Here is a 22,198-nt window from a genome sequence, read left to right on the forward strand (position 1 = left end):
TATCAACCCATATAATAATAGAAAAATATTTAACAAATTAAAGTGATAAATCCGATGAACAAAAGTAAGTAATTTATCAAACAATCTTACAGAGAGTGACCGGTTGCTGGAAGGTCATAGATATGTGATAAGTGAATGGATTTGTGAGGAGCACAGAGAACTGTTTATGAAACTTAGTAACTGTCGCCGTTATCCCACGTTACGGGAACGAGATATAAAAGCTTTGATCATTACAGATCAGCGGAGTATCTTAAGTGAGGAGGAATATTTTCTAAGATATTTTAAGAAGATAAGGAAACCAGAAGATATTTCTTAAATATGGGTGGCACCACGGTCTATCGTCCCTAGCAATAGGAACGATGGGCCTTTTTTATTTCATAGGAAATCTACAAAGTAGGATTCTTTCGTGTTTCCTAAAATATGAACAAAGGCACTGCTCATGCAAGACGGTTCTATATATAATTCATAGTTTGCAGATATATAAACTATGAAATAAACTATGGCGATATATTTTGATCAGGAGGAAGATATGTTATATCCGACATTAAACGAAGTTGAAGAACTATTAAAAGATTATCAGATGGTACCTGTATTTTACGAAGTGCTGGCTGATTACATGACACCGATTCGTATGTTTCAGGCATTAAGAAAACAAGGAACCCCATGTTTCATGCTTGAGAGTGTGGAAAATAAAGACCAGTGGGGAAGATATTCTTTCATCGGGATCAATCCAAGATCAGAGATTAAAATTTCTGGAAAAGAATTAGAAGTCAATGGAGTGAAACAGAAAGAAGAATTCCAGATGAGGTACCTAAGTGATCTGATCGAGAAATACAAATCTCCAGTGATGGAAGATTATCCAAAGTTAACAGGTGGACTGATCGGGTATTTTGGATATGACATGATCCGTCAAGTGGAAAAGAAATTAACGAATGTTCCAGAAGATGACTTGAATATGCCAGAGTGCCACTTATGCATGTACGATGAGATCATTGCATTCGATCATTTAGCAAACAAAGCCGTGATCATTCAGAACATTCATAAAGGAGATAATATAAAACAGAAATACGAAGAATTAGAAGACAAAGCAGAATTGATCCTTCACAAGATGGAACGCCCGGTATCACTTTCCAAAGATAGATTCACACCAGCAAAAGCCAAAGTGGTATCAAATCTTACAAAAGAACAATACGAAGCAAATGTAAAGAAAGCCAAAGAATATATTAAAAACGGAGACATTTTCCAGGTCGTATTATCCCAGAGATTTGAGATAGATACAGACGTTGATCCATTTGATGTTTACCGATGCTTAAGAACATCAAACCCATCTCCATACCTTTATTTCTTCGATTTCATCGACTATCAGGTCGTCGGAGCTTCTCCAGAGAAGCTAGTCAGTGTCTTAAATGGAATCGTAGCAACCAAGCCGATCGCAGGAACGGTTCCAAGAGGAAAGACAAAAGAAGAAGACGATATGTTGGTTAGACAGTTAGTCAATGATCCAAAGGAACGAGCAGAACACACAATGCTAGTCGATCTTGGAAGAAATGATGTTGGAAAAGTCAGCAAGTTCGGAACAGTAGAAGTCAAAAACTTTATGACAGTTGAGAAATATTCCAAAGTCACTCATCTAGTCAGTGATGTACAGGGAGAATTAAGAGATGACGAAAATCAAATCAATGCATTGATGAGCGTTCTACCAGCAGGAACCTTATCTGGAGCGCCAAAGGTAAGAGCGATGGAGATCATCGATGAGCTGGAAAACAAAAAACGAGGTGTTTACGGTGGAACCGTCGGATATCTTGGATTTGATGGAAATATTGATACTTGTATCGCAATCCGAACAGTTGTATTTAAAGATGGAAAAGGATATGTACAGGCAGGAGCTGGAATCGTCAACGACTCCGTTCCAGAAAAAGAATTTATGGAGACAAAGAATAAAGCATTAGCTGTTGTAAATGCAGTGAAGGAGGCAGCAAAGTTATGATTTTAATGATAGATAATTATGATTCATTTACTTATAACGTATATCAGTATATCGGATCTTTGTATCCACAGATTCAGGTGGTACGAAATGATGAGATCACAATTGAAGAGATCAAAAACTTACAAAACCTAGAAGCACTTGTTATCTCCCCAGGACCTGGATATCCAGATAGTGCTGGAATTTCAAAAGATGTGATCAAAACATTTGGAAAAGATATCCCAATCTTAGGGATCTGTTTAGGACATCAGGCGATTGGAGAAGTATATGGTGGAAAAGTTGTTCCAGCAAAAGAATTGATGCATGGAAAAATGAGCGAGATCACAATTGATAATAAAAATCCTTTATTCGAAGGATTAGAAGATAAAATATATGCCGCAAGATATCATTCACTGATCATTGACGACGAAACAATCCCAGATAAATTAGAAATCATCGGAAGAGATGAAAAAGGACAGATCATGGCAGTGTGCCACAAAGAATATCCGGTTTATGGAATTCAGTTCCATCCAGAATCCATCTTAACCGAAATGGGAATGAAGATCTTAGAAAATTTTTTAACAAACATCGCAGGAATCAGACTTGGAGATTCTACAAAGGAGGAAACTATGAGCGCAGTCAATCAAGAAACATTAAAACCATTTTTAGCAAAGATCGTAGAAGGAAATCATTTGACAGAAGAAGAAGCTTATAAAGCGATGGACTGCATCATGTCAGGAAATGCGACTGACGCACAGATGGGAAGTTTCCTAACAGGTCTTCGGATGAATCATGAAACACCAGAAGAGATCACAGGATTTGCGAAAGTTATGAGAGCTAAAGCAGCGATCGTTCCAGAAGAAACAGAAGCGATCGATATCGTAGGAACTGGTGGGGACCTTGCAAACAGCTTTAATATTTCCACCACATCATCCTTTGTGATCGCAGCAGCAGGAGCTAAAGTTGCAAAACATGGAAATCGAAGCGTATCTTCAAAGAGCGGTGCAGCCGATGTCTTAGAAGCTTTGGGAGCAAAGATCGGATTAACATCAGAAGAAAGTAAGGAATGTTTGGATGAAGTTGGAGCAGCGTTCTTATTTGCACAGACACATCATGGTTCCATGAAATATGCAGGGCCAGTCAGAGCACAGCTTGGAGTCAGATCTGTATTTAATATCTTAGGGCCTTTAGCAAACCCAGCAATGACAAACTATATCGTACTTGGAGTTTATGAAAAAGAGCTAGTTCGTCCGATGGCAGATGTTATGAAGAATCTTGGAGTGAAGAGAGCTATGATCGTTTACGGAGATGACGGATTAGATGAAATCTCAATCTCATCTACAACAAGTGTTTGTGAGATCAATGGAGATGAGATCAAAGAATATACGATCGATCCAGAAAAATTAGGATTCACACTTGCGAAGAAAGAAGATATCGTCGGTGGTACAGCCGATGAAAATGCAGTGATCACAAAAGATATCTTAACTGGAAAGGAACAGGGAGCAAAACGAGACATCGTTTTATTAAATTCAGGAGCAGCTCTTTACACGATCGGAAAAGCAGAAACGATCAAAGACGGGGTGAAATTAGCAGCCAAGATGATCGATTCTGGAAAAGCAAATGAGAAATTAGAACAGTTTATTGCATATACAAATGCAAGATAGATGAGGTGAAATATGATCTTAGATGATATCGTAGAAAAGCGAAAAGAACAATTACAGAGAGAAAAAGATAATATTGAGCCACAAGATATGAAGGAAATGGCGTTAAATTCCAAGAATAAAAATCATGGATTTAAAGAAGCCTTAAAGGAATCTGGATTATCCGTGATCTCAGAAGTCAAAAAAGCATCCCCATCCAAAGGTGTGATCGCAGAAGATTTTCGGCCGGTGGAAACAGCGATCGCCTATGAAGAGGCAGGTGCAGCAGCGATTTCTTGCTTAACTGAGGAACATTATTTCAAAGGTGGCAGCAAATATTTTGCAGATATCAGAGCAAAAGTAAATATCCCAATGTTAAGAAAAGATTTTATTTTTGATGAATACCAGATTTACGAAGCAAAGGTGCTCGGAGCTGATGCGATTCTTTTGATCGCAGCTATTCTTTCCGAAGAAAAGATCAAAGAATTTTATGATCTGGCAAAAAGCTTAGACCTTGATTGTCTGGTAGAAGTTCATAACGAAGAAGAATTAAAGAAAGTTATCGCATGTGGATGTGACATCATTGGAATCAACAACCGTAACTTAAAGACATTTGATGTTGATCTCAATACAACAAGCAAACTTGCACCACTCATTCCATATGAAGCCGTCTTAGTTTCTGAAAGTGGAATGAAAGATGAAAATGATATGAAAAATGTCAAAGAACAGGGAGCCGATGCTGTACTGATCGGTGAGACATTTATGAGATCTGACAATATCAAAGAAACCATGGAACAGTTACGGAGTTGCTTATGAAAGTAAAAATGTGTGGAATGAGAAGAAAAGAAGATATCGCATATGCAAATGAAGTAAAACCAGATGCAGTCGGCTATATCTTCTTTCCGAAAAGCAAACGATATGTGACAGGACAGCAGGCAAAAGAATTTGACCAAGATTTAGATCAGGATATCTTAAGTGTTGGAGTTTTTGTAAACGAAACAATTGAGAAAGTCATAGAGATCGCAAACCAAGTTCCATTAGATGTGATCCAGTTACATGGAGATGAAGATCATACTTACGTTGAACAGTTAAAACAACAGACAGATAAAGAAATCTGGAAAGTTGTCAGAGTAAAGGATACCAACGATATCAAAGAAGTTGAAAAGCTTCCAGTCGATAAATTGTTACTGGATACATTTACAGAAGAAAAAGATATGTATGGAGGTACTGGAAAAGTAATGAATTATAACTTGATTCCAAAAGAAGGAATCAGCAAACCATTTTTCATTGCAGGAGGGTTTCACAGCAACAATATAAAAGAAATCATAAAAAAAGTTCATCCATATGGGATCGACATTTCCAGTGGGATCGAAACGGATGGATACAAAGATTTGAAAAAAATGAAAGAAATCATGCAGATAATAGGAGGAAGACATGAGTAAAATAGGAAGATTCGGAGAGTATGGTGGACAGTATGTACCAGAAATCGTAATGAATGCAGTAAATGAGTTAAATGAGGCTTATGAAAAATATAAAAATGACCCAGAATTTTTATCTGAATTACGTCAGTTATACAGAGATTACGCAAACCGTCCATCTCTTTTATATTACGCAGAGAAGATGACAAAAGATCTTGGCGGGGCAAAAGTATATTTAAAACGAGAAGATTTAAACCATACAGGTGCTCATAAGATCAACAACGTATTAGGACAGATCTTACTAGCAAAGAGAATGGGCAAAAAAAGGATCATCGCAGAGACAGGTGCAGGACAGCACGGAGTTGCCACAGCAACGGTTGCAGCATTATTTGATATGGAATGTGTTGTATATATGGGAGTAGAAGATGTGGAACGCCAGAGTTTAAATGCCTATCGTATGGAACTCCTTGGAGCGAAAGTTCATGCGGTAGAAAGCGGAACAAGAACCTTAAAAGATGCGATCAATGAGGCCATGAGAGACTGGGCTACAAATATTGAGACAACATTTTATTGCATCGGTTCTGTAATGGGTCCTCATCCATATCCAACCATGGTGCGTGACTTCCAGAAGATCATCGGAGAAGAGACAAAAGCACAGATGAAAGAAGCCGAAGGAAAACTTCCAGATGCAGTTTTTGCCTGCGTTGGTGGTGGATCCAATGCGATGGGAATGTTCTATGATTTTATCCCAGATGAAAGTGTCAGACTGATCGGTGCAGAAGCAGCTGGGCGTGGAATTGATACCTTAGATCATGCAGCAACGATCGCCAAAGGAAGCAAAGGTATTTTCCATGGAATGAAGAGTTTATTCTTACAGAACGAAGAAGGGCAGATCGATCCTGTATACTCTATTTCTGCGGGACTTGATTATCCAGGAATCGGGCCAGAACATGCACATCTTCATGAAATCGGAAGAGCGGAGTATGTAAGTATCACAGATGAACAGGCAGTCAAAGCCTTTGAATATTTATCTAAAACAGAAGGAGTGATTCCAGCGATCGAATCATCTCATGCAGTGGCAGCAGCCATGGATATCGTTCCAACAATGAGCAAAGACCAGTCAGTCGTGATCTGTCTGTCCGGTCGTGGAGACAAAGACGTTTATCAGGTAGCAAGATACAGAGGAGTGCAGTTAGATGAAAATTAGAGAAACATTTGAGAATCGAAAAAAGAATGGACAAAAGGCATTAGTAACTTACATTGTATCTGGAGATTATGGATATGAGACAACAAAAGAAAATATCAGAGCGATGGTAAAAGCAGGCGCTGACGTGATCGAGATCGGAATTCCATTCTCAGATCCAATCGCAGAAGGTGTTGTCATTCAGGAAGCCAGCCAGCATTCTCTTGCAGGTGGCACAACATTAAAAGGTATTTTTCAGATGGTGAAAGAATTAAGAGAAGAGATTAAAGAAACACCATTTGTCATGATGATGTATATCAATACAATTTATCGTTTTGGAACAGAGAGATTCTTTGAGCTTTGTAATGAATGCGGGGTTCAGGGAGTGATCGTTCCAGATATGCCATACGAAGAAAAGGACGAGATTCAGCCAATTGCGACAGCTCATGGCGTTGATAATATCAGCCTGGTAACACCAACTTCACATGATCGAATCGCTAAGATCGCAAAAGATGCGGAAGGATTCCTATACTGTGTTTCATCTATTGGGGTGACTGGAACAAGAAATGAATTTACAACAGATTTTGACGAATTCTTTGGAATCATCAAGAAAAATGCAACGATTCCTTGTGCTGTAGGATTCGGTATTTCAGGCCCAGAACAGGCGAAGAAAATGAGTACTTACTGTGACGGTGTTATTGTTGGAAGTGCGATCGTGAAACTGATCAGCAAATATGGCGAAGAAAGTCCTGAAAAAGTTTATGAATTTACAAAGAGCTTAAGAGATGCTTTAGATGAATAAAATGATCTGCAAATAAAATGAAGTGAAAATTACAGCAATCAGCGAGGATTGTTGTAATTTTCTGCATTTTTTTGTAAAATAAAACTAATGGCAAAGAAAGGAAGAAACAGATCATGTTATCAAAAGAAGTAGTAGAATTATCCAAACAGCATTCCGTTATCCGTGATATTTTCGAATATGGAATGAAAAGAGCAAAAGAAGTTGGAGCAGAGAATGTATTTGATTTCAGTATCGGAAATCCAAGTGTTCCAGCACCAAAAGAAATTGATAAGACAGCACTTCGTCTGTTAAAGACATCTGATCCAGTGGATATCCACGGATATACAAGCAATGCCGGAGTGTTAGAAGTAAGAGAAAATATTGCCAAATCTTTAAATCGAAGATTTGATACAAATTATACAGCAGCAAATATCTTTATGACGATCGGAGCAGCAGCAGCCCTTGGAATCTGTTTTAAGACATTAGTTGATGGACCAGAAGACGATATTATTACATTTGCACCACATTTCCCGGAATACGCAGTCTATGCACAGGGAGCAGGATGTAAATTAAGAGTTATTTCTGCAGATACCAAAGCATTCCAGATCAATTTTGAAGAATTAGAAGAAACGATCAGCGAGCATACCAAAGCAATCCTCATTAACTCTCCAAACAATCCATCTGGAGTTGTTTATTCCAGAGAAACAATTGAGAAATTAGCTGCATTATTAGAGAAGAAACAAAAAGAATACGGACACAGTATTTATATCATTTCTGATGAACCATACAGAGAGATCGCATATGATGGATTTGAAGTGCCATATGTTCCACATTTTTATGATAATACATTAGTTGCATATTCTTTCAGTAAATCATTATCACTGCCAGGAGAACGAGTAGGTTATATTGTAGCACCAAATGAAGCAGAAGATTTTGATAATTTACTGCCAGCATTTATTGCATCCGCACGTTTACTTTCTTATGTCTGTGTGCCAACACTGTATCAGAAAGTTGTTGGAGAATGTGTAGATTTAACTTCTGATCTTTCTATTTATCAGAAGAACAAAGACTTATTCTACAATGCATTAGTTGACATGGGATATGAATGCGTAGAACCAGGTGGAGCATTCTATTTATTCCCGAAAGCATTAGAAGAAGATGCTAATGCATTTTGTGAAAAGGCAAAAGAATACGATCTTCTGATCGTGCCTGGAGACAGCTTTGGATGCCCAGGTTATGTGCGTATTTCATACTGCGTACCAACAGAACGTATTGAAAAAGCCCTTCCATTATTTAAGAAACTGATCGACGATTACCGCAAATAAGCCAATACAGATAAAGGAGACTTTCATGAAAAGCTGGAGAGATAATGTACGAAAAGTAGAGCCTTATACACCAGGGGAACAACCAAAAGAAGAAGGTGTGATCAAGTTAAATACAAATGAAAACCCTTATCCACCATCAGAGAAGATCAAGGAAGCGATGAGCGAGATCAAAAATCTTCGCAAATATCCAGATCCTGCAGCAACCAAACTGGTAGAAGCAATTGCATCTTATCATGGATTTGATAAAGAAGAAGTGTTTGTAGGAGTTGGATCTGATGATGTGCTTGCTGTTGCATTTATGACATTTTTCAACGGCAAGAAACCAATCTTCTTCCCAGATATCACATATTCTTTCTATCCTGTATGGGCAGAATTATTTGGAATTCCATATGAGAAGAAAGCAGTCAATGCTGCATTTGAGATTCAGAAAGAAGATTATTATGCGGAAAATGGCGGAGTTGTGTTCCCAAATCCAAATGCGCCAACAGGAGCATTTTTATCCTTAGATGTTGTAGAAGATATCATCAAACATAACCAGGATGTTGTCGTGATCGTTGATGAAGCATATATTGATTTCGGTGGTGACACAGCAAAAGAACTGACAAGAAAATATGACAATGTATTAGTCGTTCAGACATATTCTAAATCAAGATCGTTAGCGGGACTTCGAATCGGATATGCGATCGGTAACAAAGAACTGATCAAAGCAATGAACGATGTCAAATATTCTTACAATTCTTATACAATGAATGAACCATCGATCGTTCTTGGAACAGCTGTTTTAGAAGATGAAGAATATTTTCAGGAGACAAGAAAGAAAATTATTGAGACAAGAGAATGGTTCCAGATAGAAATGAGAAAGATCGGATTTAATTTTGCAGATTCTAAGGCAAACTTTATCTTTGCTACGCATGAGCGTGTTCCTGCTAAAGAGATTTTTGAAGCAGCGAAGAAAGCAAAGATTTATGTTCGTTATTTCGATCAGCCAAGAATCGATAATTATTTAAGAATCACGATCGGTACAAGAAAAGAAATGGAAACATTGCTTGATTTCCTAAAAGAATTTACAGCACAATAAAATTATTATAAGCAGAATGCGACATTGTGGGGGAAAAGGAATTTTGAAAAATAAATTTCTTTTTTTCTTGCAATTAACTGGAAAATATTGTATGATTATATGGAAAAAATTTACATACGAGAACAAGTGAGGAAAATAAGAAATTAAGGGGTTATGGCATGAGTTTTCGGCCAACAGGAAGGAGAAAGCCATGTTAAGCGAGAAAGAATTTTATTTGTATGTAGAGAAGAATATTTTAAAGTATCTTCCAGAGATGGAAGATCAGAAGGTTATGGTACAGAGGGTTAAGAAAAACAATCAGGTTTCTATGATGGGATTATCGATCGGAGAGCAGAAGAATTATCTGCTTCCAGTATTATATCTTGAACCGTTTTATCGTACTCATTTAAGAGGACAGACGATTGAAGAGACGATGAGAGAGATCGCAAGTGTTTATCAGGGACACCAGGTGGGATTTTACCTTGATGAGGATAAAGTTTCAGATTATGAGTATATTAAAAAGAATCTGTTCTACAGGATCATTAACTATGAGAAGAATAAGGAATTGCTCAAATATACACCACATGAACGCTTTTTAGATCTTGCAGTGACTTATAGATGGGCAGCGTACCGGAATCATGATGGAATGGCAAGTGCATTAGTCCGCAACAAGGAACTTTTGATGTGGGGCATTTCAAAAGATCAGATGATGAAGGATGCTAGAGAGAACACAGAGAAGATTTTTCCACCAGTGATGAGAAAGATTCAGTCTGTACTTCCAATTCACATCATTGAAGAAGAGATTCCATTGTTTGTTATGTCGAATGGAGATTATATGAACGGAGCATCCGTGATCCTTTACAAAGATGTTTTGAGGGATTTTGCAAAATATATGGAACATGATCTTTATATTCTGCCAAGCAGCATTCATGAGGTTATCATTTTATTAGATAATGAATATGCAAAAGCCCCAGAAGAACTTGCCAGGATGGTAAGAGAGACAAATCGTATCGTTGTGGATAGGGAAGAAATTTTATCAGATCATGTATATTATTATGACAGAGAGAAAGATGAGATTAGAATTGCCAAGTAAGAGATTGTAACGTATAATGGTTCTTTAAGAGATGGAAAATGGTATGAAAATTCAATGATATACTAATTACATCAAGGAGTGATACGATTATGAAACGTTGGGAGATTTATCTGGATATTATCATGGAATTACTGGTAATACTCGCGGGAGCATTGCTTTTGATCTTTGTATTGCCTAAGACACTGGCATTTTTGTGGCCATTTGTGGCTGGTTGGATCATATCAATGATAGCACACCCAGTGATTGAATATCTGGAGAAGAAAGTAAAATTGCCGAAGAAATTTGGTTCTGCGATACTAATTGCAGTTGTTATAACAGCAATCATTGCAGTTTTGTATTTTGCAGTGAGAGGAATTGCACTGCAGGTCATCGGATTTGTACAAGATATGCCGGATATCAGACAGGAAATTATGAGACAGGGAATTATTTTCCAGAAGAAGATAGAACATTTTTTAAGTATTTTACCACTTTCCTTTGGAAAACAGTTTGAACAGTGGAGTGGTTCGATCGGAGAATTGTTGAAGAAAGCAGCAACATCTGCAGGAGACTATGGGGTAGCTCATGCAGGAGGAGTTGCCAAAGGTGTGACAAGTGGACTTTTGGGACTTGTCGTTATGTTATTTTCAGCTTATATGTTCTCGCTAGAACGAGAAAAGATCATTGCATGGTATGAAAAATGTATTCCAGGATTTGTAAAACATAAAATAGATGTATTTATGAAGAATTCTGTAGGAGTTTTAGTGAGCTACTGTTTTGCACAGTTAAAGATTATGGTTGTGATCATAGCAATTTTGTGGATTGGATTTTTTGTTGCAGGCATTGGACATTCATTCATTTATGCTGTTTTAGTAGGAATTGTCGATATATTTCCAATTCTTGGAACAGGTACAGTCATTATACCATGGGCAATATTTAAGATGATCACAGGCGATATCAAGACAGCAATCCTCTTACTGATCGTGTACGCAATCTGTTTAGTGTTAAAACAGGTTCTGCAGCCAAAGATGATGGGAGACAGCATGGGAATTTCTGCGCTGACAACAATCTTTTTGATCTATGTTGGTCTGAAATTTGGAGGATTAGGCGGAATGTTACTGGCACTGATCCTTGGAATGTTTGTGATCAACTTATACAGATTAGGTGTATTTGACCGTAAGATCGCATTTTTCAAACGAAGATTTGAGATGCTTACAACAAATAGTGAGGAAGAAGAAAAGGAGAATAAGAAAGAATGAGTTATGCAGATCAGGTATTTATATCTATGTGCGAAGATATTTTAGAGAATGGAACAAGTACAGAAGGCGAGAAAGTCCGCCCTCACTGGCCGGATGGAGAGTCTGCGTATACGATCAAACAGTTTGGCGTTGTAAACCGATATGATCTGTCAAAAGAATTTCCAGCTCTGACATTAAGAAAGACATATATCAAGTCAGCAATCGATGAATTATTATGGATCTGGCAGAAAAAATCAAATAATGTTCATGATCTTAAGAGTCACGTATGGGATGAATGGGCAGATGAAGACGGTTCCATTGGAAAAGCTTATGGATACCAGATGGGAATCAAACATCAATACAAAGAGGGAATGATGGATCAGGTAGATCGTGTGATCTACGATCTTAAGAATAACCCATACAGCCGAAGGATCATGACCAATATTTATGTTCATCAGGATCTACATGAGATGAATCTTTATCCATGTGCATACAGCGTGACATTTAACGTAACAAAGAAGCCAGGACATGATAAACTGACATTAAATGCAATCTTAAATCAGCGTTCACAGGATATTTTAGCAGCAAATAACTGGAATGTTGTACAGTATGCAGCTTTAGTTTATATGATGGCTCAGGTATGTGATATGGAAGCAGGAGAATTAGTACATGTGATCGCAGATGCCCATATTTATGATCGTCATATTCCGATCATTAAAGAAATGATCAAACGAGAGACATATCCTGCACCAAAAGTAACACTGAATCCAGAAGTCAAAGATTTCTATGAATTTACAACAGATGATTTCAAGATCGAAGATTATCAGGCAGGAGAACAGATCAAAGATATTCCAATTGCGATATAAGAAGGAGAAAACAAATGAACCTTATTGTAAATGCAGATAAGAACTGGGGAATCGGAAAGAATAATGAACTCTTAGTTCATATCCCCAATGATATGAAGATGTTCCGTCAGATGACAACAGGAAAAGTTGTTGTTATGGGACGTAAAACCTTAGAAAGCTTTCCAAATGGAATGCCGCTTCCAAAGAGAACTAATATTGTTTTAACACACGATAAAGACTACGATGCCAAAGGAGCGATCGTTGTTGGAAGCAAGGAAGAATTATTAGATGAACTTGAAGAATATAAAGATGAAGATATTTTTATTATCGGTGGAGAGAGTATTTATCGTATGATGCTTCCATACTGTGATAAAGCGTATGTTACAAGAACAGACTTTGCTTATGATGCTGATACTTATTTTCCAAATCTGGATGAGATGCCAGAGTGGAAACTTGTGAAAGAAAGTGAAGAAGAGACGTACTTTGATATTGAGTATCAATTTGTTGTGTATGGTAAATAATTTAGTCTTTCAATGAATATTTTAAATAATAACTGCCCCGTGACCCATTCGGATTCGCACGTAGCGGATGCTAAATTCGACATCGATGATAAATCATCACTGCTCATTAAGCACCGACGAGCTCATACGGTCACGGGGCAGTTATTATTTAAAATATTCTTGGCTGTAGGTTATTGGGAATATGGATAGATGAATATGAATATATGGTGATACATAGAAATGGATAGTGATTGCTGAGGAATTTGGTGTGTGTTTCTTTTTCTACAGATGGGGAAAACTATGTTATAATGAAATCAAAATTTGGAAAGGAAGAATGGATATGAATAATTCAAAATGGAAATTAAAGACTTTGATTGCATTGACGGCACTTACTGTGGTTGCGGTACCAGTTTGTTTACAGAAGAAGTCAGCAAATGCGGCTTCAAAATATACATATAAAAAGGGTTTTACTTATGAGACGATTTCTCCAAAGATTGAAAAGAGGATTACGGGGAAGTCTTATCGTAAGAATAAGAATGTTAAGTTATCTGATCTTCGATATGTTCAGGTGCTTCATTATGGGTTTGATGGAAAAGTGAAGCATGGTGAATTGATCGTTAATAAGAAGATCGCAAAGAAAACAGTGAAGGTATTTTACGAATTATATCAGAAGAAATACAGAATACAGAGAATGCGTCTGATCGATGATTATAATGCGAATGATAATAAGTCTATGTCTGCGAATAATACTTCTGCGTTTAATTATCGTGTGATCAGTGGAACGAAGAAATTGTCTAATCATTCTTATGGATTAGCAATTGATATCAATCCAAGGATCAATCCATGGGTAAAGGGAAATAAGGTTTCTCCTTCGAATGGAAAGGTTTATAAACAGAGAAAGACATCAAAGTGCAAGGGAAAATATAAACGTTATATGATTCATAAGAATGATACGGCTTATAAGATCTTTAAGAAATATGGATTTAGCTGGGGTGGAAATTGGAGAAGTTCTAAGGATTATCAGCATTTTGAATGTAAATAAATAGTTGGCGATAATTTTTGTTGTTTTAGAATTTAAATATTGAATTGTGTGAATTTACTTATTGATATATAATTAATAAAAGAAAGGAGGGAGTGAGTAGAAGATGAAGAATTTAAATATTCCTGTTGGGATTTCGGATTTTGAGAGGATTCGGGAGTTGGATTATTACTATGTGGATAAGACTGGTTTGATTAAGACGTTGCTGCGGGGTGAGATGGATCAGGTGACGTTGATTACTCGTCCTAGGCGTTTTGGGAAGACGATGGCGATGAGCATGTTGAATAGTTTCTTGGATATTAGGAAGGATAGCAGGGAGTTGTTTGAGGGGCTTGAAATATCTAAGGAGACAGCAATTTGTGAAAGATGGATGAATCAGTATCCGACTTTGTTTTTGTCATTTAAAGATGTGGATGGTAGTATATTTGAGAATGCATTTAATTTTCTTAAATATATTGTGGCAGAGGTATGCAAGCAGCATATGTATTTGCTGGATAGTGATGATGTAGATAAAGAAGATAAACTGGTATATGAAAAATTAAAGAGCGGTGATGCCAGTTTGATAGAAATTCAAAGTTGTATATTAAGAATCACTAATATGTTGGAAGGTTACTACAAAAAACCAGTTATACTTCTAATTGATGAATATGATGTTCCGATTGCAAAAGCAAGCAGTAATGGTTACTACAAAGAAATGTTAGAGATCATGAAGGGCATGCTCAGTACTGCATTAAAGGATAATTCATCATTAAAATTTGCGGTAATCACTGGCTGCTTAAAGATTGCAAAGGAAAGTATCTTTACTGGAACAAATAACCTTGTATCAGATACGATTTCCTCAACCAGATACAATGAATATTACGGATTCACACAACAGGATGTAGATAAACTTTTAGCAGATGCGGGGATGGAAGAAAAAGCGGATTTGATAAAGGAATGGTACGATGGATATAATTTTGGCGAATTTGAAGTGTATTGTCCTTGGGATGTTATGAATTACTTGAGAGATCTTCAGAATAATATTCAGGCAAGACCAGTAAGTTATTGGAAGAACACTAGTGATAATGCGATCATTCGTTCATTTATTGATTATACGGGAGCAGCTATTCGAAAGAAATTGGAAACACTGATTGCTGGTGGAAGTATCCGTCAGAAGATAGAGGAAGATCTCACATATGATTATCTGCATTCATCAGAGGATAATCTGTGGAGCATTCTTTATCTTACCGGATATCTTACAAAAGCAGGGGAATGTGATGCAGAGGGATTGGTTGAGCTAAGAATTCCAAACAAAGAAATCAAAGAGATTTTTGAATCAACGGTAAGAAAATGGTTTGAAGACAGCACAAGGGTGATGAATCGAAAGGCTTTGTTCGATGCTGTGTGGAATAAAGATACGGACAAGTTAACAAAAGAGATCAGTACCTTGCTTCGAATGACGATCAGTTATTATGATTACAGAGAAGATTTCTACCATGCATTTCTTGCAGGAATCTTTGCAGGAGCTGGTTATAGTGTGGAGTCTAACAGGGAACATGGAGAAGGACGAAGTGATATTGTAATCTACAATGATGTGACGGGACAGGTTGCAGTATTTGAAGCAAAATATTCTAGAAAATTAGATGATCTGGAAAGAGATTGTCAAAAAGCATTGGATCAGATTGATACAAAGATGTATGCGAAAGAATTTGAAGATACTTATGATGAGGTTTTGTGTTATGGAATTTCATTTTATAAAAAAAGGTGTCTTGTGAGATGTAAATAAGATGATAAAAAGTCTGTGCAAAATATAAATGCACAGGCTTTTTTGTAAATGTATTGACTAAAATTTTGAACCCCACATGGATGACCTAGTGGGGCTTAAAATAAGTTACCTAAGAATTCAATTCTGCGATCCGACTGACTCCAACATATATCTCACTAATCTTATACCAAGTAGGATAATCCACAATTCCAGTCTGAGGCAGCCCAAAGACATTTTGAAATTTTCGAACCGCATTAGCTGTAGATTCTCCAAATACACCATCCGCAGCAATTGTAGGAAGAGAAGGATAATCCCGCGCAATCCGATTTAATTGCTGCTGCATCTGACGAACTTTATCTCCGCTGCTCCCAATCGTCAAATCATATCCCGGCCAGGAAGATGGAATCCCAGAAATCTGTTCGGCGGTATTGATATACATACTTTCTCCATAATAATATCTCAAAATCTCAATTGGTGCATAACCCTGATCACCTAAGTATTTAGAACCCCACTGCGTCATCCATTCGGGACAAGAAACCTTCTTTCCATCACAATACTGCGTAAGGATCGGCTGTCTTACATTCGGTCTGGACAGATAATCTGCAAAAATCTCATCAACGATCGTATTAATAGAATCATAAGTTGTCTTTCCAGGAATAAACTTGTGGTCATAAGCTGTAGAAGATGTAATCGTAAAGTCATGCCCTTTATTTCTATACCATTCAGTATATACTCTATTCAAAGTAAATGACATGATCGCAAGAATATTTGCTTCAAGAGTTGCACGAGGCCAGGTAGAATAAATTTCGCAGGCAGCAACATTTTTGATGTAATCTTTATAACGCACATAATAATTCTGTGCAGTCTTATCACCAACAGAACCATCATGAACAATAATGTATTCTGGAATTACAACTCGGCTTAAGACGATCTCACCAGTTTCGTTAACAGGCTTAATTTCAGATTCCGCAATTTTCGGTGGATAATTGCCCCACAGAGTGTGAGGACCGATCACAATAGGATTTTCTTCTGTAGAAATACTGGTTTCTTCAGGGATCAAGGAAACAGATTGAAGACCTTGGACACCAGAGAGAATCTGTGCACCAGAAATCGTGACGGATTCATAATCCTTGGAACGGATTCTTAAATTATATTCAGAATAAGGCTGGTTTTCTCCTGGTGACATACTGTATTCGACGGGTGGTGCCGGAAGATCAATAACAGGAGTCTGGCCATTTTCATCTGTATTTACTGTTTCAAGAACAGAGTCAGGATCGCCAGTGTAAGAAATTTCAATCGAAGCATCAGGAATGGGAACTGATCCGATGCTTGAAGTTACCTGTATTTTTAAACGGCCTTGATCGACAAGATTTTTATTTTGTATTTCTGGCATAAAAATATCCTCGGAATATCTTTTACTCTCAATATATGAAAAAATATGATATAATGTGCAAAGGTGGTGTAAAATGAACACCATAACATGTTTGCTAGATAAATAAATCAGCAAGGAGGCAGCAGGAGAATGGCAAAGAAAGAACCAAAAACAAACGCAATGAGAATGCTTGAGAGAGCGAAGATTCCATTTGAAGTACATCGTTATGAGTGCAAAGAATTTATCGATGGAATTACGATCGCTGATATGTTAAATGAACCATATGAAAGAGTGTTTAAAACTCTGGTAACAGAAGGAAAAAGCGGAGGATATTTTGTATTTGTAGTTCCAATCGATAAGGAACTTGATCTTAAGAAAGCTGCAAAGGCAGCGGGGGAGAAATCTGTTGAGATGATCCATGTAAAAGATATCAATAAGATCACAGGATATATTCGTGGAGGCTGTACAGCAATTGGCATGAAGAAAGATTATCCAACAGTTCTTGATGCAAGTGCAAATGATCAGGAGAAGATCATTGTAAGTGGTGGAAAGAATGGAATTCAGATTGAGCTTACGACACAGGATTATCTTAAGGCATGCAAAGGAAAGACTGCTGATATTACTTTATAGAAGGGAGAGTATAAGATGATTGATGAGATTTTAAAATACAATCAGGAATTTGTAAAAGAGAAAAAATATGAACAGTATAAGACAAGTAAGTACCCTGATAAGAAGATTGCGATTCTTACTTGTATGGATACAAGACTTACTGAACTTTTACCAGCAGCACTTGGAATTAAAAATGGTGATGTCAAGATCATTAAGAATGCAGGAGGAGTTGTAAGTCATGCATTCGGAAGTGTGGTACGAAGTATTTTAGTCGGTATATTTGAGCTAGGCATTGAGGAAGTCATGGTGATCGGACATACAGACTGTGGAGTACAGCATATCAACAGTGATATGATGATCGGACATATGATGGAGCGCGGAATCGATGAGGAGAAGATTGAGCTGATCCGTCACTGTGGAGTTGATTTTGATACATGGTTAGAAGGTTTTGACTGTGTAGAAAGTTCTGTAAGAGATTCTGTGGAAATGCTTCGAAAACACCCACTGATTCCAAAAGATGTAAAGATTTCAGGATACGTTATGGATTCAGTAACAGGTGAATTAAAAGTAGTCGAACCATAAATCGAAACGAAAGAGGGATAAGTATGAAAAAGATATGGAAAGTTCTGATCCTTTGTGTGATGCTTAGTATTTTTTGTGTGGGGTGCAAAGATGATGAAGTGATCACACAGGATAAGAAAGCAGAAGAGAAGACAACAGAGAAGCGGACAGAGATTATTAAGCAGAAGACAACACAGAAAGCGTCTCAGAAGACGACACAAAATAAGAAAGAGACAACAACACTGCCCAAAGAGGAAAAACGTATAAAGATCGCAATTGACGCAGGACATCAAAAGAAACAGATGAGTGAACAGGAAGCGATCGGACCAGGTGCTGACAAGACAAAGCCAATGGTATCTTCAGGAACGGAAGGAGTCGTTACGAAGAGAACAGAATATCAGGTAAATTTAGAAGTGTCATTAAAGCTTAAGAGTGAATTGATCGCCAGAGGATATGATGTTTATATGATCAGAGAGACTAATGATGTATCATTAAGCAACAAAAAAAGAGCTTTGATGGCAAATGAAAGTGGTGCTGGTATTTTACTTAGGATCCATTGCAATAGTGCAGATTCACAGTCAGCAAATGGAGCTTTAACAATGAGTCCTACTTCATCCAATCCTTATTGCAAGGTAATTGCAGCAGACAGTCAGAGATTATCTGAATGTGTAGTTAGTACTTTGTGCCGCAGAACAGGTGCTAAAAATCGTGGGGTAACACAGACAGATGAGATGACAGGGATCAACTGGAGTAAGATTCCTGTAACAATCGTAGAGATGGGATTTATGTCAAATCCAGACGAAGATCAGAAGTTATCAGATCGTCATTATCAGACAATGCTTGCAGAAGGAATTGCAGATGGAGTTGACAGATATTACCAAAGAGAAGGAGAGAAAAATGCAGAAAAATGAAAAACAGGTAATTGCAGTACTTGCTGCAGCTATCGCAGTCGTAGCGGTTATTCTCATTGCCATGTTGGTCACAAGCAGAGACACAACAGACAATGAAGGTGCCAGTACATCATTGAAAAATGCCGTACAAGAAGAAACAAATAACAAGAAAAATAATGAAGGAAAAGATGTTGGGGATGGGAACGTGGCTGATTCAACAGACGACAACACAACAGAAGCACAAACAACAACGGAAGCATCTGATAGTGATACAAAGTCAGCAAGTGAGATCATGGATGCCGATGATGGATATGTTTTTCCAGATGCCGATACAGAATATATCAGCAAATCTGACATAAAGAAATTATCTGACAGCGAACTTCAATATGCAGTGAATGAAATCTATGCAAGACATGGATTAAAATTTACGAAAAAGGTTAATAAAGAACGTTTTGAAAAGAAAGCATGGTATAACGGTACTGTGGATGATCAGGACAGTATTTCTTTGAATAAATACGAGAAGAAAAATGTAGATACAATGGCAGCAGAATTGAAGAAACGTGGACTTAGATAAAAAAAGAGAAGGGAGAAGAGAAAATATGTTTTGCCCAAAGTGTGGAAGTGAAGTAAAAGACGGAGATATGTTCTGCGGAGAATGTGGAATGAGAATGGAACCGTTGGAGTCAGAAAATCAGCAGACAGAAAGCCAGAAGACAGCAGACCAGAATGAAACACAAAAATCAAGACCAGTACAGCCGAATCAAGCACCAAATAAAGCACCGGCAAAGAGTGGAGGATTATTTAAAGGATTTAGCAGCAAAGCCAAGAAGATCGTCATTGCTGAAGTTGCAGTATTAGTCGTTCTGATCGCAGCGTTTTTTTATATCGGAAACAGCAAAAGCAGTCCAGAGGCAGCAGCGAATCAGTTTGTAAAAGATTATAATAATAAGAAATGGTCCAATATCTATGATAAGTTTAATTTGTCAGAAGATACATTTATCAATGAAGAAGCATTTGAAAAGACAATGGATCAGAATGAGACAAAGACTTTATCAACACCAACTGGTGGTTATGTGAATTATGGAACTTATGCCGGACAATATGTATATCAGGCAAAGAAAGGTTCTGATGAAGTTGAGATTCATATCGCAAAATCAGCAAAGAAGAATTTCCTGTTTTTTGATAAATATGAAGTAACAAGTGCTACAGATACAGGATTGGCAACAGAAAGCGTAAAATTATTTACAATGCCAGGTGTTACTTTAAAAATCGATGGAATTGCAGCAAAGGTTCCAGAAGATACATCAGAAAATACATATAACGTAACAATGTTTGCAGGAAAACATAAGCTTACATTTTCAGGAGCGGATGGTCTATTTGATCAGGACAGCTATACGTTCAATACAAATGATGACAATCCATTGAATGTCGTGCAGTATTCAGGAACAGCAAAAACGGAAGCTGCAAAAGCGTTAAAGAGTTATATGCCGGAGATTACAGAAGCTAAGATCAAAGACAAAGGAAATGCAGGTCTTACATCTTATTTTACATCAACAGAAGCCGCAGAAAATTATGGAGTCAGATTATGTGATTCTATTTGGTATTATGGAAGTGATGCAAAATCACTTGGAAGTGTAAAATTAACAAAATGTCAGGCAACAAGTTCGGATTCATCTTATAACACGGTTGCAGATGGTGTATTTGTTGCAGTCAGTGGTTCAAGAGATTATAAATATAAAATATGGGATAGATATGAGACACAGACATTGAAGATCAGTGGTGTAGCTAGAATGATCAGGAAAAATGGAAAATGGCTGATCGATACGGCTTCATATTACTAAAGAGAAGAGAGGAGAATATTATGGCAAACTTTTGTACAAAATGTGGAAGAAAATTAATTAACGGACAGCCTTGTATCTGTACACAGCAGAATGCAGAAGATACACAGGAAAATGCATATCAGTCAGAAACTGCACAGGCAGAAAGCCAGCAGACACAGCAGCAGTATACAAACTATGAAGAAATCAATTATGAAGGCCCAGCATCTGAACAAAATCAGAGTGATGTAGCAGCCATGACAAAGAATTTCTTTACACAAGCATTAGAGATGATCAAACATCCAAGCACAGGTTTTGCATCTTCTGTCGCGGATGAAAACAGTAAAAACGGGCTGATTCTTATGGGAATTCAGGCACTTTTAGCAGGATTATATTTGTATGTATTTGTTCAGAAAATCGTTTCAACAGCGTTGAATGGTGTAAGCTCTTTTTTAGGAGTGTCAAGATATGTGGGACAGACACCATCTTTTGGACAGTTTTTTGGATATGGAGTTATTTTGTCAATTGTCGTATCTCTGATTATTTCAGGTGTTATTCTCGGACTTATGAATGCAATGGGTCATGCAAAGATCAACTGGTTTCAGGCATGCCAGATTGTTGGAATGAGATCTCTAGGATCAATTTTAGCATTGATTCTTGCAATTTTAGGATTACTGCTTGGAATGTACCAGTTTGCAGTTTTGATCGTACTGGTTGGAAGCGTACTGACATTCATTTATAGTATGGTGGCAATGATGAGTTATCCTGGTGTAAATAAGAATGCAGTTGCTTACATCGCATTGATCGTTGAGATCGTAGGAGCAATTGTAGCATATTTCATTATGAAAGAATTTGTATTCTCTGCATTAGGAAGTGCAGCAGGGTCAGCAACTAATTTCTTAAGTAATATCTTATAGGAGACACAAAGATGGTACCAAAAGACCCAGTTATGTTACTAAGTTATATTAACACCCAGTTAAGGGATTTTTATGATTCCTTTGAGAACCTGTGTAAAGCACTTGATCTTGATGAAAATGAGATAAAACAGAAACTTTCATCCATTGGATATGAGTATAATGATTCATTAAATCAGTTTAAGTAAGAGACTGGCTGAATCAATCAAAATATGGTAAAATTCTTTATAAAG

The 22,198-nt window shown here is 37.3% G+C and carries 22 protein-coding genes and 1 other annotated feature; of the genes, 21 read left to right on the top strand and 1 reads right to left on the bottom strand.

Annotation, left to right across the window (positions count from 1 at the left end):
* The first annotated feature begins 45 nt into the window (after positions 1-45).
* Positions 46-349 (top strand) — a binding site (T-box leader).
* Between the two features lie 180 nt (positions 350-529).
* The 14 genes from trpE (at position 530) to KE503_RS00635 (ending at position 15,823) form a co-directional block, all read left to right on the top strand.
* Complete coding sequence (gene trpE, locus KE503_RS00570; protein WP_147604495.1) at positions 530-1,987, top strand: anthranilate synthase component I; 1,458 nt, start codon at positions 530-532, stop codon at positions 1,985-1,987.
* Positions 1,984-3,627 carry a bifunctional anthranilate synthase component II/anthranilate phosphoribosyltransferase gene (locus tag KE503_RS00575; protein ID WP_212384262.1) on the top strand — a complete coding sequence of 548 codons (1,644 nt, stop codon included), beginning with the start codon at positions 1,984-1,986 and terminating at the stop codon, positions 3,625-3,627. Before trpE ends, KE503_RS00575 begins: the two co-directional genes overlap by 4 nt.
* A 12-nt stretch (positions 3,628-3,639) precedes the next feature.
* Positions 3,640-4,419: an indole-3-glycerol phosphate synthase TrpC gene (gene trpC, locus KE503_RS00580; protein WP_147604497.1), complete on the top strand. Its 780-nt coding sequence runs from the start codon at positions 3,640-3,642 to the stop codon at positions 4,417-4,419.
* A complete protein-coding gene (locus KE503_RS00585) occupies positions 4,416-5,045 on the top strand; it encodes a phosphoribosylanthranilate isomerase (RefSeq protein ID WP_212384263.1) in 630 nt (209 codons plus the stop codon). The genes trpC and KE503_RS00585 overlap by 4 nt, the downstream gene beginning before the upstream one ends.
* Entirely contained in the window at positions 5,038-6,228 is a 1,191-nt protein-coding gene (gene trpB / locus KE503_RS00590; RefSeq protein ID WP_212384264.1) for a tryptophan synthase subunit beta, read from the top strand. The genes KE503_RS00585 and trpB overlap by 8 nt, the downstream gene beginning before the upstream one ends.
* The gene (gene trpA, locus KE503_RS00595; RefSeq protein WP_212384265.1) at positions 6,218-7,006 is read left to right on the top strand and encodes a tryptophan synthase subunit alpha; all 789 of its coding nucleotides are present in this window, start codon (positions 6,218-6,220) and stop codon (positions 7,004-7,006) included. Before trpB ends, trpA begins: the two co-directional genes overlap by 11 nt.
* Before the next feature lie 113 nt (positions 7,007-7,119).
* A complete protein-coding gene (locus KE503_RS00600; RefSeq protein ID WP_055198389.1) occupies positions 7,120-8,310 on the top strand; it encodes a pyridoxal phosphate-dependent aminotransferase in 1,191 nt (396 codons plus the stop codon).
* Positions 8,311-8,335: 25 nt separating this feature from the next.
* On the top strand, positions 8,336-9,388 hold the full coding sequence (hisC, locus tag KE503_RS00605; RefSeq protein ID WP_117944341.1) for a histidinol-phosphate transaminase: 1,053 nt from the start codon (positions 8,336-8,338) through the stop codon (positions 9,386-9,388).
* 190 nt (positions 9,389-9,578) lie between these two features.
* Positions 9,579-10,460: a DUF5688 family protein gene (locus KE503_RS00610; protein ID WP_249182916.1), complete on the top strand. Its 882-nt coding sequence runs from the start codon at positions 9,579-9,581 to the stop codon at positions 10,458-10,460.
* Positions 10,461-10,549: 89 nt separating this feature from the next.
* Positions 10,550-11,695, top strand: coding sequence for an AI-2E family transporter (locus KE503_RS00615; protein WP_022374130.1), 1,146 nt, complete (start codon positions 10,550-10,552; stop codon positions 11,693-11,695).
* Positions 11,692-12,540: a thymidylate synthase gene (gene thyA, locus KE503_RS00620; RefSeq protein WP_022374131.1), complete on the top strand. Its 849-nt coding sequence runs from the start codon at positions 11,692-11,694 to the stop codon at positions 12,538-12,540. Before KE503_RS00615 ends, thyA begins: the two co-directional genes overlap by 4 nt.
* A 14-nt stretch (positions 12,541-12,554) precedes the next feature.
* Positions 12,555-13,040, top strand: coding sequence for a dihydrofolate reductase (locus tag KE503_RS00625; RefSeq protein WP_022374132.1), 486 nt, complete (start codon positions 12,555-12,557; stop codon positions 13,038-13,040).
* Positions 13,041-13,359: 319 nt separating this feature from the next.
* Entirely contained in the window at positions 13,360-14,061 is a 702-nt protein-coding gene (locus tag KE503_RS00630) for a M15 family metallopeptidase (protein ID WP_055198381.1), read from the top strand.
* A gap of 103 nt (positions 14,062-14,164) precedes the next feature.
* Positions 14,165-15,823 carry an AAA family ATPase gene (locus KE503_RS00635; protein ID WP_212384266.1) on the top strand — a complete coding sequence of 553 codons (1,659 nt, stop codon included), beginning with the start codon at positions 14,165-14,167 and terminating at the stop codon, positions 15,821-15,823.
* A gap of 109 nt (positions 15,824-15,932) precedes the next feature.
* Here KE503_RS00635 and KE503_RS00640 read toward each other — a convergent pair whose 3' ends face one another.
* Positions 15,933-17,195 carry a peptidoglycan-binding protein gene (locus KE503_RS00640; RefSeq protein ID WP_022374136.1) on the bottom strand — a complete coding sequence of 421 codons (1,263 nt, stop codon included), beginning with the start codon at positions 17,193-17,195 and terminating at the stop codon, positions 15,933-15,935.
* A gap of 129 nt (positions 17,196-17,324) precedes the next feature.
* Here KE503_RS00640 and ybaK point away from each other — a divergent pair, with 129 nt between their 5' ends.
* The 7 genes from ybaK to KE503_RS00675 are packed head-to-tail and all read left to right on the top strand — an operon-like array spanning position 17,325 to position 22,153.
* Positions 17,325-17,804 carry a Cys-tRNA(Pro) deacylase gene (ybaK, locus tag KE503_RS00645; protein ID WP_022374137.1) on the top strand — a complete coding sequence of 160 codons (480 nt, stop codon included), beginning with the start codon at positions 17,325-17,327 and terminating at the stop codon, positions 17,802-17,804.
* Positions 17,805-17,819: 15 nt separating this feature from the next.
* Positions 17,820-18,365, top strand: a complete 546-nt coding sequence (locus KE503_RS00650; RefSeq protein ID WP_212384267.1) for a beta-class carbonic anhydrase — start codon at positions 17,820-17,822, stop codon at positions 18,363-18,365.
* A gap of 23 nt (positions 18,366-18,388) precedes the next feature.
* Positions 18,389-19,255, top strand: a complete 867-nt coding sequence (locus KE503_RS00655; protein ID WP_212384268.1) for an N-acetylmuramoyl-L-alanine amidase family protein — start codon at positions 18,389-18,391, stop codon at positions 19,253-19,255.
* The gene (locus tag KE503_RS00660; RefSeq protein WP_212384269.1) at positions 19,242-19,808 is read left to right on the top strand and encodes a YARHG domain-containing protein; all 567 of its coding nucleotides are present in this window, start codon (positions 19,242-19,244) and stop codon (positions 19,806-19,808) included. Before KE503_RS00655 ends, KE503_RS00660 begins: the two co-directional genes overlap by 14 nt.
* Positions 19,809-19,833: 25 nt before the next feature.
* Positions 19,834-21,075 carry a zinc-ribbon domain-containing protein gene (locus tag KE503_RS00665; protein WP_022374141.1) on the top strand — a complete coding sequence of 414 codons (1,242 nt, stop codon included), beginning with the start codon at positions 19,834-19,836 and terminating at the stop codon, positions 21,073-21,075.
* Positions 21,076-21,095: 20 nt separating this feature from the next.
* The gene (locus KE503_RS14370) at positions 21,096-21,968 is read left to right on the top strand and encodes a hypothetical protein (protein WP_242852163.1); all 873 of its coding nucleotides are present in this window, start codon (positions 21,096-21,098) and stop codon (positions 21,966-21,968) included.
* Positions 21,969-21,979: 11 nt separating this feature from the next.
* Positions 21,980-22,153, top strand: a complete 174-nt coding sequence (locus KE503_RS00675) for a DUF4250 domain-containing protein (protein ID WP_212384270.1) — start codon at positions 21,980-21,982, stop codon at positions 22,151-22,153.
* The last annotated feature ends 45 nt before the right edge of the window (positions 22,154-22,198 follow it).

This window comes from Anaerostipes sp. Marseille-Q3525 (assembly GCF_018223505.1).
Taxonomy (GTDB): Bacteria; Bacillota; Clostridia; order Lachnospirales; family Lachnospiraceae; genus Anaerostipes; species Anaerostipes amylophilus.